15 protein-coding genes are annotated in these 14,073 nt (G+C 70.0%); 2 read left to right on the top strand and 13 right to left on the bottom strand.

All coding sequences use genetic code 11. From position 1 onward, the window contains the following. Positions 1 to 7: 7 nt before the first annotated feature. The 3 genes from coaD to BM287_RS13895 form a co-directional block, all read right to left on the bottom strand. Positions 8 to 490: a pantetheine-phosphate adenylyltransferase gene (coaD, locus tag BM287_RS13885; RefSeq protein ID WP_090041587.1), complete on the bottom strand. Its 483-nt coding sequence runs from the start codon at positions 488 to 490 to the stop codon at positions 8 to 10. A 104-nt stretch (positions 491 to 594) separates the two neighbouring features. Next, positions 595 to 2,832 (bottom strand): ATP-dependent DNA helicase RecG, encoded by a 2,238-nt coding sequence (locus BM287_RS13890; RefSeq protein WP_090041589.1) that lies wholly within the window; start codon positions 2,830 to 2,832, stop codon positions 595 to 597. Then, positions 2,829 to 3,617 (bottom strand): tetratricopeptide repeat protein, encoded by a 789-nt coding sequence (locus BM287_RS13895; RefSeq protein WP_090041591.1) that lies wholly within the window; start codon positions 3,615 to 3,617, stop codon positions 2,829 to 2,831. The genes BM287_RS13890 and BM287_RS13895 overlap by 4 nt, the downstream gene beginning before the upstream one ends. Before the next feature lie 49 nt (positions 3,618 to 3,666). Here BM287_RS13895 and rsmD point away from each other — a divergent pair, with 49 nt between their 5' ends. Further along, positions 3,667 to 4,245, top strand: coding sequence for a 16S rRNA (guanine(966)-N(2))-methyltransferase RsmD (gene rsmD, locus BM287_RS13900; RefSeq protein ID WP_090041593.1), 579 nt, complete (start codon positions 3,667 to 3,669; stop codon positions 4,243 to 4,245). Positions 4,246 to 4,287: 42 nt separating this feature from the next. Here rsmD and BM287_RS13905 read toward each other — a convergent pair whose 3' ends face one another. After that, positions 4,288 to 5,334, bottom strand: a complete 1,047-nt coding sequence (locus BM287_RS13905) for a thiamine-phosphate kinase (RefSeq protein ID WP_090041596.1) — start codon at positions 5,332 to 5,334, stop codon at positions 4,288 to 4,290. Between the two features lie 25 nt (positions 5,335 to 5,359). Between BM287_RS13905 and BM287_RS13910 the strand changes: the two genes are divergently transcribed. Then, positions 5,360 to 5,887 (top strand): DUF3515 family protein, encoded by a 528-nt coding sequence (locus tag BM287_RS13910; RefSeq protein ID WP_090041598.1) that lies wholly within the window; start codon positions 5,360 to 5,362, stop codon positions 5,885 to 5,887. A gap of 103 nt (positions 5,888 to 5,990) precedes the next feature. Here the strand turns inward: BM287_RS13910 and BM287_RS13915 are convergent, their stop codons facing one another. The 9 genes from BM287_RS13915 to BM287_RS13955 all read right to left on the bottom strand — a co-directional run bounded on the left by BM287_RS13915 (position 5,991) and on the right by BM287_RS13955 (position 14,032). Next, positions 5,991 to 7,088, bottom strand: coding sequence for a D-alanine--D-alanine ligase family protein (locus BM287_RS13915; RefSeq protein ID WP_090041600.1), 1,098 nt, complete (start codon positions 7,086 to 7,088; stop codon positions 5,991 to 5,993). After that, positions 7,000 to 8,130, bottom strand: coding sequence for an NAD(P)H-dependent glycerol-3-phosphate dehydrogenase (locus BM287_RS13920; protein WP_170857558.1), 1,131 nt, complete (start codon positions 8,128 to 8,130; stop codon positions 7,000 to 7,002). The genes BM287_RS13915 and BM287_RS13920 overlap by 89 nt, the downstream gene beginning before the upstream one ends. Further along, positions 8,123 to 8,893 (bottom strand): lysophospholipid acyltransferase family protein, encoded by a 771-nt coding sequence (locus tag BM287_RS13925; RefSeq protein WP_090041605.1) that lies wholly within the window; start codon positions 8,891 to 8,893, stop codon positions 8,123 to 8,125. Before BM287_RS13925 ends, BM287_RS13920 begins: the two co-directional genes overlap by 8 nt. Positions 8,894 to 8,953: 60 nt before the next feature. Then, positions 8,954 to 9,364, bottom strand: coding sequence for a type II toxin-antitoxin system VapC family toxin (locus BM287_RS13930; protein WP_090041607.1), 411 nt, complete (start codon positions 9,362 to 9,364; stop codon positions 8,954 to 8,956). Then, entirely contained in the window at positions 9,358 to 9,594 is a 237-nt protein-coding gene (locus BM287_RS13935) for a type II toxin-antitoxin system Phd/YefM family antitoxin (protein WP_170857559.1), read from the bottom strand. Before BM287_RS13935 ends, BM287_RS13930 begins: the two co-directional genes overlap by 7 nt. Before the next feature lie 55 nt (positions 9,595 to 9,649). Then, complete coding sequence (murA, locus tag BM287_RS13940; RefSeq protein WP_090041609.1) at positions 9,650 to 10,978, bottom strand: UDP-N-acetylglucosamine 1-carboxyvinyltransferase; 1,329 nt, start codon at positions 10,976 to 10,978, stop codon at positions 9,650 to 9,652. A 38-nt stretch (positions 10,979 to 11,016) separates the two neighbouring features. Then, positions 11,017 to 11,616, bottom strand: coding sequence for a 3-isopropylmalate dehydratase small subunit (gene leuD, locus BM287_RS13945; RefSeq protein ID WP_090041611.1), 600 nt, complete (start codon positions 11,614 to 11,616; stop codon positions 11,017 to 11,019). After that, complete coding sequence (gene leuC, locus BM287_RS13950) at positions 11,616 to 13,100, bottom strand: 3-isopropylmalate dehydratase large subunit (RefSeq protein ID WP_090041613.1); 1,485 nt, start codon at positions 13,098 to 13,100, stop codon at positions 11,616 to 11,618. The genes leuD and leuC overlap by 1 nt, the downstream gene beginning before the upstream one ends. Before the next feature lie 182 nt (positions 13,101 to 13,282). Beyond that, positions 13,283 to 14,032: a PP2C family protein-serine/threonine phosphatase gene (locus tag BM287_RS13955; protein WP_090041614.1), complete on the bottom strand. Its 750-nt coding sequence runs from the start codon at positions 14,030 to 14,032 to the stop codon at positions 13,283 to 13,285. Positions 14,033 to 14,073 lie beyond the last annotated feature (41 nt).

Below are 14,073 nucleotides of genomic sequence, written 5' to 3' on the forward strand. Positions count from 1 at the left end.
CGCCGTCCTAGGTGTCTTGGAGGTACTCGTGCACGACCGGCGGCACGTACGGGCTCACATCGCCGCCCAGCGCGGACACCTGTCGAACCAGGGAGCTCGAGACGTGCGCGTTCGCCGGGTTGGGCAGCAGGAAGACGGTCTCGACGTCCGCCAGGTGACGGTTGACGATCGCCATCGGCGTCTCGTAGGCGACGTCCACCTGCGAGCGGATGCCCTTCACCAGGACGTGGGCTCCCACGTCGGTGCAGTAGTCCACGAGCAGGCCCATCGTCCAGGAGGCGATGACGATCCTGCCGACGATTCCCGCGTCCTCGATCGAGCGCTCGAGCAGGGCCACCCGCTGTGCGATGGGCAGCAGAGCCGACTTGTCCGGGTTGTGGACCACCACCACGTGGACCTCGTCCCACAGGCCGGCGGCACGCTCGATCACGTCGAGGTGCCCGAGGGTGACCGGGTCGAACGATCCAGGGACAACGGCGATCCTGTTCATAGGCCTCCAGACTATCCCGGGCATCCCGGCATTTCGTTGTGAATCCGTTACCAAACCGTTTCACTCGACGGACGCGGCCCGGCGCCTCCCCGGGGTGGCGGAGGCTAGGACTTGCCGAGGAAGGCACGTTCGCTCTCGTCCAGCCGACGCGCGAGTGCGGCGCCGAGCGCCGGGTGCAGCGACAGCGCGGGGTCGCCCTCCAGCGTCTCCTCCGCCGCGACCCGTGCCTCGGCGATGAGCTCGCCGTCGGTGGCGACGCGCAGCAGCCGCAGAGACGAGCGGCCGCCCGACTGCCTGCTGCCCAGCACGTTCCCCTCGCGGCGCAGTTCCAGGTCGATGTTCGCCAGCTCGAAGCCGTCGAGCGTGGCGGCCACCGCCTCCACTCGCTCGCGGGCCAGGCTGCCCTGCTCGGCGGCGGTCACGAGGAGGCAGAGCCCGGGGATGCCGCCACGGCCGACGCGGCCACGGAGCTGGTGGAGTTGCGACACACCGAAGCGGTCGGCATCCAGCACGACCATCGCCGAGGCGTTCGGCACGTCCACACCGACCTCGATCACCGTCGTGGCGATCAGGAGGTCGAGGGCGCCGGCGGCGAAGGCGCGCATGACCTCGTCCTTGGCGTCGGAGGGCAAGCGGCCGTGCAGCACCCCGATCCGCGTCTCGGCGAACAGCGGGTCGGCGCGCACCTGCGCCGCGACCGCCTCGACGCTCGCGATCGGCCGGGCGGGCGCGCCCTCCTCGCCCGCAGTCGGCGTGTCGGGCTCCATCTCCTCGCCGTCGTCCTCCGCATCCTTGCCGGAGATCGCCGGGCAGACGACGAACACCTGGCGCCCCTTGCCGATCTCCTCCGACGCGCGCTCCCAGATGCGGCGCTCCCAGCCCGGCCGGTCGGCCAGCGGGACGACGAAGCTCTCGATGCCCTGCCGGCCGGCCGGCAGCTGCGCGATCGTGGACACGTCCAGGTCGCCGAAGACGGTCATCGCCACCGTACGCGGGATGGGGGTCGCCGTCAGCACGAGGACATGCGGCGGCGTCCCGCCCTTGGCGCGCAGGGCCTCCCGCTGCTCCACGCCGAAGCGGTGCTGCTCGTCCACGACCACGAGCCCCAGGTCGAAGAAGGTGACGGCGTCGCCGAGCAGCGCGTGCGTCCCGACAACGATCCTCGCCTGCCCCGAGACGGTCCGCAGCAGGGCGCGCTTCCGCTCCCCCGCCGAGAGCTGACCGGTGAGCAGGGTCGGCATGAGCTCGGCGGAGAGGTCCGGCCCGAGCATCGCCGCGATGGACCGCAGATGCTGCGCCGCCAGCACCTCCGTCGGCGCCAGCAGGGCCGACTGGCCACCCGAGTCCGCGACGGCGAGCATGGCCCGCAGCGCCACGAGCGTCTTGCCGGAGCCGACCTCGCCCTGCACGAGCCGGTGCATGGCGGCGGTGCCGGCCAGGTCCTGCGCGATCTCGCGTCCGACCGCATCCTGATCGCCGGTGAGCGAGAACGGCAGTGCAGCGTCGAAACGCTCCAGCAGTCCTCCCGGGACCGCCTCCCGCGGCGTCGCGGCCACGGCCCGCGCCGCCGCCCGCTGCTGCAGCAGAGCGGCCTGCAGGACGAACGCCTCCTGGTATCGCAGGGTGTCCCGCGCACGCTGCCACTGCGCATCCTTCTGGGGCCGGTGGATGCCCTCCAGGGCTTCGCGGTACGGCATCAGTCCGCGCTCCACGACGACCTCGTCCGGGACCGGATCGGCGATCGCTCCGAGTGCGTCGAGCGCCAGCCCGACCGCCTTCTGCACCTGCCAGCTGGCGATCGTCCCCGTCGCCGGATAGATCGGGATGGGCGTCTGCGCCCACTCCTTCGCGGCCGCGCTGCCGGGGCTCACCGCGTTCTCGGAGTCCAGTTGGAACAGCTCGTAATCGGGATGCGCGAGTTGCAGCGCCCCACGGTAGGCCGAGACCTTGCCCGCGAAGATCCCGCGGACGCCGGGGACGAGCTCCTTCGAGCGCCAGGCCTGGTTGAAGAAGGTGAGCGTCAGGATCCCCTCGCCATCCGTGATCTTCACCTCGAGGATGCTGCCGCGTCGCGCCCGCATCGGTCGCTCCTGCACACGGATGACCTCGGCGATGATCGTGACGTTCTCATCGAGGGGCAGGTTCGCGAGCGCAGTCAGCTCACCGCGCTTGGCGTAGCGGCGCGGATAGTGACTGAGGAGATCGGCGACCGTGCGCATCCCGAACGCCTTCTCGAACGCCGACGCCGTGCGGCCGCCGAGCACGCCGGTCAAGCGCGAGTCGAGGATCACGGCGCTGGCCTCCGCGGAGCCGGGACCGGCCGGGGCGGGCATCGAGGTCATGAGTCGATCGTATGCGCCTCCTCCGACGACGTCTCGTCAGCGGCCGCATCGGTGGACGCATCGTCCTCGGCTGCGAGCGCCGCCAGCTCAGCGGCGACCGCCGGCTCCTCCGGGCGCTCGGCCGCGAGCCTGCGCTGGATCTCGAGGGCCTCGCTCCGGCGCCCCAGTTCGCGCAGGCAGCGAGCGAGCGCCCACTCCGCCGCGAACCGGAGGTCGGCCGTCCCGAACGCCCGAGCGAACTCGAACGCCTGCCGGAACGACTCCACAGCGGCCGGCGCATCCCCCTCGGCGAGCCGTGTCCAGCCCCGCCGCTCATGCAGTGCGACGCCCCATCGGCGAGTACGCGGGTCGTCCGTGCCGGACAGCTCCGAAAGGCCCTCCTCGATCCACTGGTCGGCGTGCGCCTGATCGGCCTCGGCGAGCACCAGCGTGGCGTCGATCGCCAGAAAGGCGTCCCCGTCCCTGCGTGCTGCCCGCAGAGCCGCCTCCAGGACGGGAATCGCCTCGTCCATGCGTCCGTCCGCCAGCCGCAAACGCCCGCGTTCGAGCAGCACCCGCACCTCCAGGACTCCCGCCGCGGGCTCGAGCGACTCCAGCAGAGCCTCCGCCTCCGCGCGTCGGCCCTGTGCTCCGAGCGCACGCGCGCGCTGCGTCTCCAGCTCCGCGCGGACGACCTCCGGCCGGTCCGGTTCGGCCGCGGCAGCGGCCAGTCGTTCCGCCGAAGCGATCGGGTCTCCGGGGAGCCAGAGCGTGTCCAGCTCGGCCTGCTCCAGGCGTTCCTCCATGGGCATATCTTGGCGGCACATCCCACGTCGCGGCTAGGCTCAGGGGGCCATGACCCGAATCGTCTCCGGTTTCGCCGGCTCGCTGACCCTGCAGGTGCCCAAGAGCGGAACCCGTCCCACCAGCGACCGAGTGCGGGAGGCGATCTTCTCCTCCCTGGATGCCCGGGATGCGGTGCACGGAGCACGCGTGCTCGACCTGTACGCCGGTTCCGGAGCGCTCGGCCTCGAGGCGGCGAGCCGCGGGGCCGCCTCCGTCGTGCTGGTGGAGAAGAGCGCGGCGGCAGCACAGGTGTGCCGGCGCAACGCCGCGGCGCTGACGGCGGCGGCAGCAGCCGCCCGTCGGACCCCTCCGGCCATCGAGGTCCGCGCCACCCCGGTCCAGACCTACCTGAACGGGGCGGCCGGCCCGTTCGACGTGGTGTTCCTCGATCCGCCCTACGATCTGGGGGACGCGGAACTGCACGTGGTGCTCCGGTCGCTCGTGCCGCTCCTCCCGGACGACGCCGTGCTGTGCCTGGAGCGCAGCGCTCGCACCGCAGAGCCCGCTCTCCCCGACGGACTGACCCTCGAACGGCGGAAGGACTACGGCGAGACCGCCGTCTTCTGGCTGACGCGGGACCCGGCGTAACCGGCGCTGCGACCCGCTCCCCCGCCGCGGCTCCCGACGCCGTCAGCCGCGGCCGCCGTCCCACTCCAGGTAGGGGTCCCATCCGCCGCGCTCATCGAAGAGCCGGCCGTCGACGAGCAGGCCGGAACCGCGGCGCACCTCCCCGATCGGGTGGAAGCCACCGGGAAGCGGCAGGCCGGGCGGGAACGTCGCCAGGAGACCGTGGTCCTCGCCGCCGGTGAGCGCCGTCCGCAGATCCGGTCCGGGGGCATCCCACGCTTCCGTGGCCGAGTACCGGACGACCGATTCCACGGCCCGGGAGTCCAGATCGAGGGCGGCACCGCTCGCCTCGGCGATACGGCGCCCGTCGAGCGCGAGCCCATCGCTCAGGTCGAGCATCGCTGTCGCTCCGGCGGTCGCAGCGAGCGGTCCGTCGGCGAGCGGCGGTCGCGGCCGGAGCTGGGCGGCGACGGCCACGGGATGCGCGGCCGCGACGGCCGCGAAGCGCGCGCAATCCGGCTCGCCGTCCGCATCCACGGCCTCCGCGAACAGCAGTCGCAAGCCCTCCGCGGCGTGACCCAGTGGGCCGGAGACCGCGACGACGTCACCCGCTCGGGCGCCGCTGCGGAGAACCGGCGCCCGGCCCTGGAGGTCGCCGAAGGCGGTCACCGCGATCGTGAGGGTGGCCGAGACGGAGAGGTCGCCCCCGACGACACCGCAGCCGGGTTGAAGCTGTTCGCAGGCGAGGCGGAAGCCGTCGGCCACACCCTCGAGCCACGTGACCGGAGTCCGGGGAGGCGCGGCGATCGCCACCACGAGCGCGGTGGGTACGGCGCCCATGGCGGCCACATCGGACAGGTTGGTGACGGCGGCCTTCCAGCCCACATCCACAGGCCCCGACCAGGCCAGGCGGAAATCGGGCCCGTGCACCATCATGTCCGTCGTGACGACGAACCGTCCGTCGGGTGCCGCCAGCACCGCAGCGTCATCCCCGGGACCGACGAGCGTCGCCGCCGACTGCGGGAGCCGCGGGAAGATGCGGCGGAGCGCCTCCCGTTCCGACGCCTCCCCGATCGTGATCCCGGCCGCGACGTTCCCAGAGGTTCCCATGATCTGAAACGGTAGCCTGAATCCGATGAGAACCCGTCGCCCCGCCCTCCCGGCCCTGCTCCTGGCCGGCTCGGCGCTCCTCCTCGCGGGGTGCGCGCCGACGGTCTCGCTCGACCCCGCGCCGGACGCGAACGCTCCCGGATGCGCGGAGATCAGCGTCCGCCTGCCCGACTCCGTCGCGGACAAGGCGAAGAGGGAGACGGACGCGCAGGCGACCGGCGCCTGGGGCGACCCGGCCGCGGTCATCCTGCGCTGCGGCGTCCCGCCGATCGGACCGACCACCAAACCGTGCGTCGACGTCAACGGCGTGGACTGGGTGCTCATGACGGACCCGGCCGCCAAGACGATCGTCTACCAGACGTTCGGTCGCACGCCCGCGACCGAAGTCATCATCGACCATGTCGCCGGGGTGTCCGACTCGGCGGTGCTTCCCGAGTTCGCGAGCGCGATCTCGACCGTGAAGCAGACGCAGAAGTGCCTGTCCACTCTGGACACCGACCCGGGAGCCACACCCTCCGCGACGCCGTCGCCGTCCGCGTCCCCGTCCCCCTGACGAGACGGACGGCGACGCGACGCCACGCGATGCGACCCGATGCGACGCGATGCCACGCGATGCGATGCGATGCGAGGTCGTCAGGCCGCACGCGTACGGCGCGTCAGACGGAGCCGCGGGCGATACCGACCTGGATCAGTTCGTCGATCAGTGCCGGGTAGCTCAGGCCCGACTCCTGCCAGCAGCGCGGGAACATCGAGATCGGAGTGAACCCGGGCATCGTGTTGATCTCGTTGATGACGAAGCCGACCTCGGTGAGGAAGAAGTCGACGCGGGCCAGGCCCTCGCCGCCGATCGCGTCGAAGCCGCGAACGGCGAGTTCGCGCATCTCGCCGAGTTGCGCCTCGGTCAGATCGGCCGGACACACCAGATCCACGCCCGGAGCATCCAGGTACTTCGCTGCGAAATCGTAGAAGTCGCGTCCGTCGACGACGATCTCACCCGCCACGGAGGCGCGCGACGGTTCGCCCGGCCGTCCCCCGAGGACCGCGATCTCTACCTCTCGGCCGCTCACCATCGCCTCGATGAGCACCCGGTGGTCCTCAGCGAATGCCGTCTCCATCGCGGCGTCGAGGTCCGACCAGTCCGAGACCTTCGTGACGCCGACGCTCGAGCCGGCCCGCGCCGGCTTCACGAACACCGGGAGCCCCAACGCGCCGGCATCCGTGCGGACGGCCTCGGGCGCGGTCCGCCATTCGTATGCCGACACGGTGCGCCACGGAGCGACCGGGATTCCCGCCTGAAGCAGCACGGTCTTGGTGAAGTGCTTGTCCATCCCGAGAGCGCTGGCCAGCACACCGCTGCCCACATACGGCAGCCCGACGAGCTCGAGCATGCCCTGCAGCGTGCCGTCCTCCCCCCACGGACCATGCAGGATCGGGAAGACGATGTCGACCGAGCCGAGCGACGAGCGCGCGCCGTCCCCGTCCACCACCGTGAGCTCGCGCGTGGCGACGCTGTCCGGCCACAGGATGCGCGTGCCGTTGTCCTCGACGGAGGGAAGCTTCTCGGCGTTCAGCGCGAAGCGGGCGGCGTCGTCCGGCTGCAGGGTGAAGGCGCCGTCACGCGTGATTCCGATCGGGATGACGTCGTAGCGGTCGCGATCGATGGCCTCAAGGACGCCTGCTGCCGTCGCGCAACTGATCGAATGCTCGCTTGAGCGACCCCCAAAGAGAAGCGCGACTGCGACTCTGTCCGTCATCCACTGTCCTTTCGCCTTGCGGCTCGTCCGAATCCGTCGTGAGATGCGGTGCGATGTCCCTGGGATCGAGCGTACCGGCGAGCACCTGGCTCACCTGACGCACGATCGGCATCTCCACTCCGCGAGCCTCCGCAAGGCTCAGGATGGGCGCGACGGAGGCGAGACCCTCCGCCGTCTGGTTCATCTGCTTGACCACGTCGTGGAAGCCGTAGCCCTGCCCGAGCAGCCGGCCCGCCGTATTGTTGCGGCTGAGAGATGACTCGCACGTCGCGATGAGGTCGCCCAGGCCGGCCAGTCCGGACAGCGTCTCGGCTTGAGCGCCGTAGGCCACCGCGAAGTCGGTCATCTCGACCAGGCCGCGGGTGATGATCGACGCCTTGGTGTTCTCGCCGTAGCCGACACCGTCGACGATCCCGATCGCGACGGCGATCAGGTTCTTCAGCACCCCGCCGAACTCGGTGCCGATCACGTCGGTGTTGACGAAGCTGCGGAAGTACCGGTTCGTGGCCGCCATCGCGACGGCCTGCGCCGTCTCCAGGCTCGCCGACGAGACCACGGCGGCCGTCGGCTGCTCCCGGGCGATCTCCAGCGCCAGGTTCGGGCCGGAGGCGACGGCGATCCGTTCCAACTCGATCGGGAGCCCCTGAGCGATGACCTCGCTCATGCGCAGCCCTGTGCCCTTCTCCACGCCCTTCATCAGGCTGACGACCACCGTCTCGGGACCCAGATACGGGATCATCGCCTCGAGGTTCGAGCGGAGCATCTGACTGGGGATCGAGACGAACACCTGCTCGGCGCCCTGAATCGCCTCGCCCAGACGCGGAGTCGCGCGAAGATTCCGGGGCAGGTTGATGCCCTCGAGGTAATCGCTGTTGCGCTTCACCTCATTGATCTCGCGGGCGACCTCCGGACGCCTCGCCCACAGCACCACCTCGGAGCCGCCGTCGGCGAGGATCTTCGCGAACGTCGTCCCCCAGCTGCCGGCGCCGAGGACGGCGACGCGACGGGGACGGGCGATGGGAGCCTTCACTGCTTTAGCCATCGAAGCGGCCGGTCTCCTTCTGATTGTGTTGCGACGGGTCCCAGCGCTGGGCAGGGGCCTTCTCTCCGCGGAGGTCTTCCAAGAGCGCGGTGATCGCATCCATGATGACCGCGGTCGCCTCGGTCAGGGTCGCATTGTCGAGGGGCCGGCCCCGGAAGGCGGAAAGGTCGACCGGGTCGCCGATCTTCACGTCGATCGTCTTGCGCGGGAACCAGCTGATCTTCTTCGCGTAGCGCGCCATCACCTGCTGGGTGCCCCAATGCGCCATGGGGATGACCGGGATGTCATGCTCGAGGGCCATGCGGGCGGCGCCGGCCTTGCCGCGCATGGGCCACATGTCCGGATCGCGGGTGAGCGAGCCCTCGGGATAGATGACGACGATCTGCCCCTCATCGACGATCTTCTGCGCCACCTCGAGCGGCGCGGCGCCCCGGGCGTTCCCGCCGCGGGAGACGGGGACCTGCCCCGACCGGCGCAGGAACCAGCCGGCCACGGGGACGCGGAACAGGCTCTCCTTCGCCAGGAAGCGCGGCAGGCGCCCCAGCTTCCAGGCGACCATGCCCATCATGACCGGGTCGATCTCGCTGTAATGGTTGGGCGCGAGGATGAACGCGCCGCTGCGCGGCAGCTTCTCGGCATCCACGATGCGGAAGCGGGCGAGCATGCTCCCGATCGGAACGAGGATTCCGGCGAGAACCCAGAAGACCGACGGACGGCTCTTCTCGGAGCGCTGCTTCTTCACGGGCGAATCGGATTCAGGCATCGTCCCATTATCCGCGACACAGCATCGGGCTCGGCGCATGAAGGCGGAGCGGCTCCGTGTTCACAGGGTCACCGCGACAGGACGGAGGTCGAGATCCGGGATGCCCGCGAAATCGGCCGGATTGCAGGTATGGAGCGGCAGATCGCGTGAGATCGCGGTCGCGGCGATGAGGGCGTCGAACGCCCGCGCCGACGGCTTCCTTCCGGCCTCGCGGAAGGAGTGAGCGACGCGGGCGAAGGCCCGCGCTGCAGCCGAATCGAACGGAATCGGGTCGAAGTCGGCCTCGGCCAGCTGGAGGTGCGCCTGGCGTGCCGCGCGCTCCTCCTCGGTTTTCGCCACCAGCGGACCGACGGACAGCTCGGCGAGTGTGATCGCGCTGATCGACGGGATCTCCGGAAGCTCCGCCGGATCGGCGACCCGGTTCAGCAGGAGAAGGGTCGACGTGTCGAGGAGCCCCGGCTGCATCACCATTCCTGGTCGACGATCTCGTCGATGTCGGACAGCAGCGCACGCGGGTCGACGGCCGGCACGGCTCTCCTCCCCTCGATCAGGGCCGAGACGGCCCGTCCCGGCACGGCGAGCGGGGACAGTTCCGCCACCGCCACGCCGTCTCTCGTCACGGTCAGGTGTTCGCCACGAGCCACCCTGTCGAGGATGTCGCCGCCATGATTTCTGAGATCTCTCACGCTGACAGTCTGCATGAGGGGACTGTATCACGGGTGAGACAATCGTGGATCTGTGGATAACTCCGGAGAGTCAGCCTTCGAGGACGAAGTCCGCTCCGAGCAACTGCAGCTTCGTGATGAAGTTCTCGTACCCGCGGCTGATGATCCCGACGTTGCTCACCGTGGACCGGCCCTCGGCCGTCAGCGCCGCGATCAGGTGGCTGAATCCGCCACGAAGGTCGGGGACCTCGATGTCGGCGCCCTTCAACTCCACCGGACCCATGATGACCGCGGAGTGGTTGAAGTTGCGCTGGCCGAAACGGCACGGATGGCCGCCGAGGCACTCCTTGTGCACCTGGATCTTCGCGCCCATGTCGATGAGGGCATCCACGAAGCCGAAGCGCTGCTCGTACACCGTCTCGTGCACGATCGACACGCCCGACGCCTTGGTCAGCGCCACGACGAGCGGCTGCTGCCAGTCCGTCATGAAGCCGGGGTGCACATCCGTCTCGATCACGACCGGCTTGAGCTCACCTCCCGGGTGGTAGAAGCGGATGCCGTCGTCGTTGATCTCGAAGGCGCCGCCCACCTTGCGGAAGACGTTGAGGAAGGTGAGCATCTCGGGCTGGCGTGCTCCGCCGACGAAGATGTCGCCCCCGGTCGCCAGAGCGGCGGCCGCCCAGCTGGCGGCCTCGTTCCGGTCGAACAGCGCGGTGTGGCTGTAACCGACGAGCGAATCGACGCCCTCGATGCGGATCACCCGGTCGGTGTCGACAGAGATGATCGCCCCCATCTTCTGCAGGACGTTGATGAGATCCATGATCTCGGGCTCGATGGCCGCGCCCTTGAGCTCGGTGATGCCGGCGGCGCGGACCGCTGTGAGCAGCACCTGCTCCGTGGCGCCCACGCTCGGGTACGGGAGCTCCAGCTTGGCGCCGTGGAGGCCGTTGGGGGCCGTCATCCGGATGCCGCTGGGCAGCTTGTCGACCACCGCGCCGAACTTGCGCAGCACCTCGAGGTGGTAGTCGATCGGCCGGTCGCCGATCCGGCAGCCGCCCAGGTCGGGGATGAACGCCTCGCCGAGACGGTGCAGCAGCGGCCCGCAGAACAGGATCGGGATGCGGCTGGAACCGGCGTGCGCGTCGATGTCCGCCATGTGGGCCGACTCCACGGCGCTCGGATCGAGCAGGAGCTCGCCCTCCTCCGCGCCGTCCGTCACCTTGACGCCGTGCACGTCGAGCAGCCCGCGCACCACCCGGACGTCGGAGATGTCCGGCACATTCCGCAGGACGCTCGGGCCTTCGCCGAGGATCGCGGCGACCATCGCCTTGGTGACGAAGTTCTTGGCGCCGCGGATCTCGATGCGGCCCTGGAGCGGAATCCCGCCGTTGATCGTGATGCGATCGCCTTTGAGGCCCACGTGGGCTCCTGCCGCCTGAGCGTCCTGAAGAAGAGAATTCAAAGTTTCACCGGGAGGGTCATGGGCCGCCAGCTCGCGCGGCCCGATTCGTATTCGGAGATGCGCGCCTCGTCGCGCAGGGTCAGAGCGATGTCATCCAACCCTTCGAGCAAACGCCAGCGAGTGTAGTCGTCGATCTCGAAAGACACCGTCACTGCACCCACGCTCGCAGTCTTGGCAACCAGATCCACGGTGGCGGATATTCCCGGCTGCGCCTCGATCGCCTCCCACAGGCGCTCGGCGTCCTCCTCCGAGATGATCCCGGTGAGAAGGCCCTGCTTCCCCGCATTCCCGCGGAAGATGTCGGCGAAGCGCGGGCTCAGCACCACCCGGAACCCGAAGTCCCGGAGCGCCCACACAGCGTGTTCGCGAGACGAACCCGTCCCGAAATCGGAGCCGGCCACGAGCACCGTCGCACCCTGGTACTCCGGGCGGTTGAGGATGAAATCGGGGTCCTGGCGCCAAGCGTGGAACAGCGCATCCTCGAAGCCCGTCTTCGTGACGCGCTTGAGGAACACCGCGGGGATGATCTGGTCGGTGTCCACGTTGGAACGGCGGAAGGGGACCGCCGTGCCGGTGACTGTCTCGAACTTCTCCATCAGGCGCGCACCTTCTCTCCGATAGCGTTCAGCGTGCCGCCATCCTGCGGCGTGTCATCGCCTTCGTGCTCCAGGTCCCACGGGCTCGACAGCGTCCCGCGGATCGCCGTCGCCGCAGCGACCAGGGGCGACACCAGGTGGGTGCGGCCGCCCTTGCCCTGGCGGCCCTCGAAGTTGCGGTTGGAGGTGGAGGCGCAGCGCTCCCCCGGAGCGAGCTGGTCGGGGTTCATGCCCAGGCACATCGAGCACCCGGCGAACCGCCACTCCGCACCGAACTCTTCGACGATCTTGTCGATCCCCTCGGCCTCGGCCTCGATGCGCACGCGGGCGGAGCCCGGGACGACCATGACGCGCACGCCGTCGGCCTTCGTGCGCCCCTTGATGATGGAGGCGAACGCCCGCAGGTCTTCGATGCGGCTGTTGGTGCAGGAGCCCATGAAGACCGCATCCACCGGGATGCTCTTCATCGGCGTGCCCGGCTCGAGGTCCATGTACTCCAGCGCTCGCTCGGCGGCAGCGCGGGCGTTCGGGTCGGCGATCGTGGCGGGGTCGGGCACCGCCTGGCTGAGCGAGACGCCCTGGCCGGGATTGGTCCCCCAGGTGACGAACGGCTCGATCTCGGCGGCGTCGAGGTACACCTCCGCGTCGAAGACGGCGTCGTCGTCCGTCTGCAGCGTCTTCCAGTACGCGACCGCCTCATCCCAGTCGTCGCCGTGCGGCGCGTGCGGGCGGCCATTCAGGTAGGCGAACGTCGTCTCGTCGGGCGCGACCATGCCGGCGCGGGCGCCGGCCTCGATGGACATGTTGCAGATCGTCATCCGGCCCTCCATGGAGAGCGCGCGGATGGCGCTTCCGCGGTACTCCAGGACGTAGCCCTGCCCGCCGCCGGTCCCGATCTTGGCGATGACGGCGAGGATGATGTCCTTGGCCGTCACACCCGGGCGCAGGTCGCCCTCGACGGTGATCGCCATGGTCTTGAACGGCTTCAGCGGGAGCGTCTGCGTGGCGAGCACGTGCTCCACCTCGCTGGTGCCGATCCCGAAGGCCATCGCGCCGAACGCGCCGTGCGTCGACGTGTGCGAGTCGCCGCACACCACGGTGATGCCCGGCATCGTCAGGCCCAGCTGCGGGCCCACGACGTGCACGATGCCCTGTTCGATGTCTCCGAGCGAGTGCAGGCGGATGCCGAACTCCTCGGCGTTCCGGCGCAGCGTCTCGATCTGCGTCCGACTGGTCAGGTCGGCGATCGGCCGGTCGATGCCGATCGTCGGCGTGTTGTGGTCCTCGGTCGCGATCGTGAGATCGGGACGGCGGACCGGGCGGCCTGCCATTCGCAGACCATCGAAGGCCTGCGGACTCGTCACCTCATGGACGAGGTGCAGATCGATGTAGATGAGGTCGGGCGAACCATCTTCGCCCTTTGCGACCAGATGGTCGTTCCAGACTTTCTCGGCCAGCGTCAGCGGCCCGGTGGGGGTGCTCATTCTCTTACGAACTCCTTAGCGTGTGAACGGATCAGCCGTCGACGGACTCCGCGGCGAGGGTGGCCTGATGACTAGGACTCGCCGCGGCGGCTAAGGAGGAGAAGACCCGCGTACACACACCCAGAGTACCATCCGGCGCCGAGGGTCCCTCCGGTTGCGCGGCCGGCGTGGCAGCCACCGGCTCACGCCCTCGGCGTCTCCTCGGTGACGGATTCGACCAGGATCACCGTGATGTTGTCATGTCCGCCCGCCTCGTTCGCCGCGTCGACGAGGGCCGCCGCCGGGTCCGGGTGGCCCGCCGCGAGGACCTCCGCGATCCGGCGATCGCTCAGTTCGCGCGTGAGCCCGTCCGAGCAGATCAGGAAGACCTGCCGGCCCTCCTCGGCGATCAGCTCGACGTCGGCATCGACGAAGTCCTCGGCGCCGAGCGCGCGCGTGATGACGTTCCGCTCCGGATGGATGGCGGCCTGCACCTCGGTGATGAGCCCGGCATCGAGCAGTTCCTGGACGGCCGAATGATCGACCGTCAGCTGGCGGAGGCGTTCGCCGTCCCAGGAGTAGACCCGCGAGTCGCCGACGTTGACGACCATCCACTGCTCCGCCGCCAGTTCGGGAACCCGGACGCGGACGATTCCGGTCAGGGTCGTGCCAGCGACGGCCGGGCCGGACTCGTCGGCCCCGGACAGCGCGCGCACCGCCGCGTTGGCCTCGTCGATCGCACGGATCACCTCGTCGGGAGTCGGACGGCTGCCCGGCTGGAGCGTGCGGGCGAGGCTCTCCACGGCGGTCCTGCTGGCCAGGTCGCCGCGCGCGTGGCCGCCCATTCCGTCGGCCACGACGAAGACCGGGTCCTCGGCGAGAGCGCTGTCCTCGTTCACCTGGCGTACCGCACCCGTGTCGCTGCAGACGGTCACCCCGACGCGAGAGCTCATGTGCGGTGATCCTCCTGCTCCGGCGGCGCAGCTCAGCGCGC

The organism is Leifsonia sp. CL147 (genome assembly GCF_900114565.1).
Taxonomy (GTDB): Bacteria; Actinomycetota; Actinomycetes; order Actinomycetales; family Microbacteriaceae; genus Leifsonia.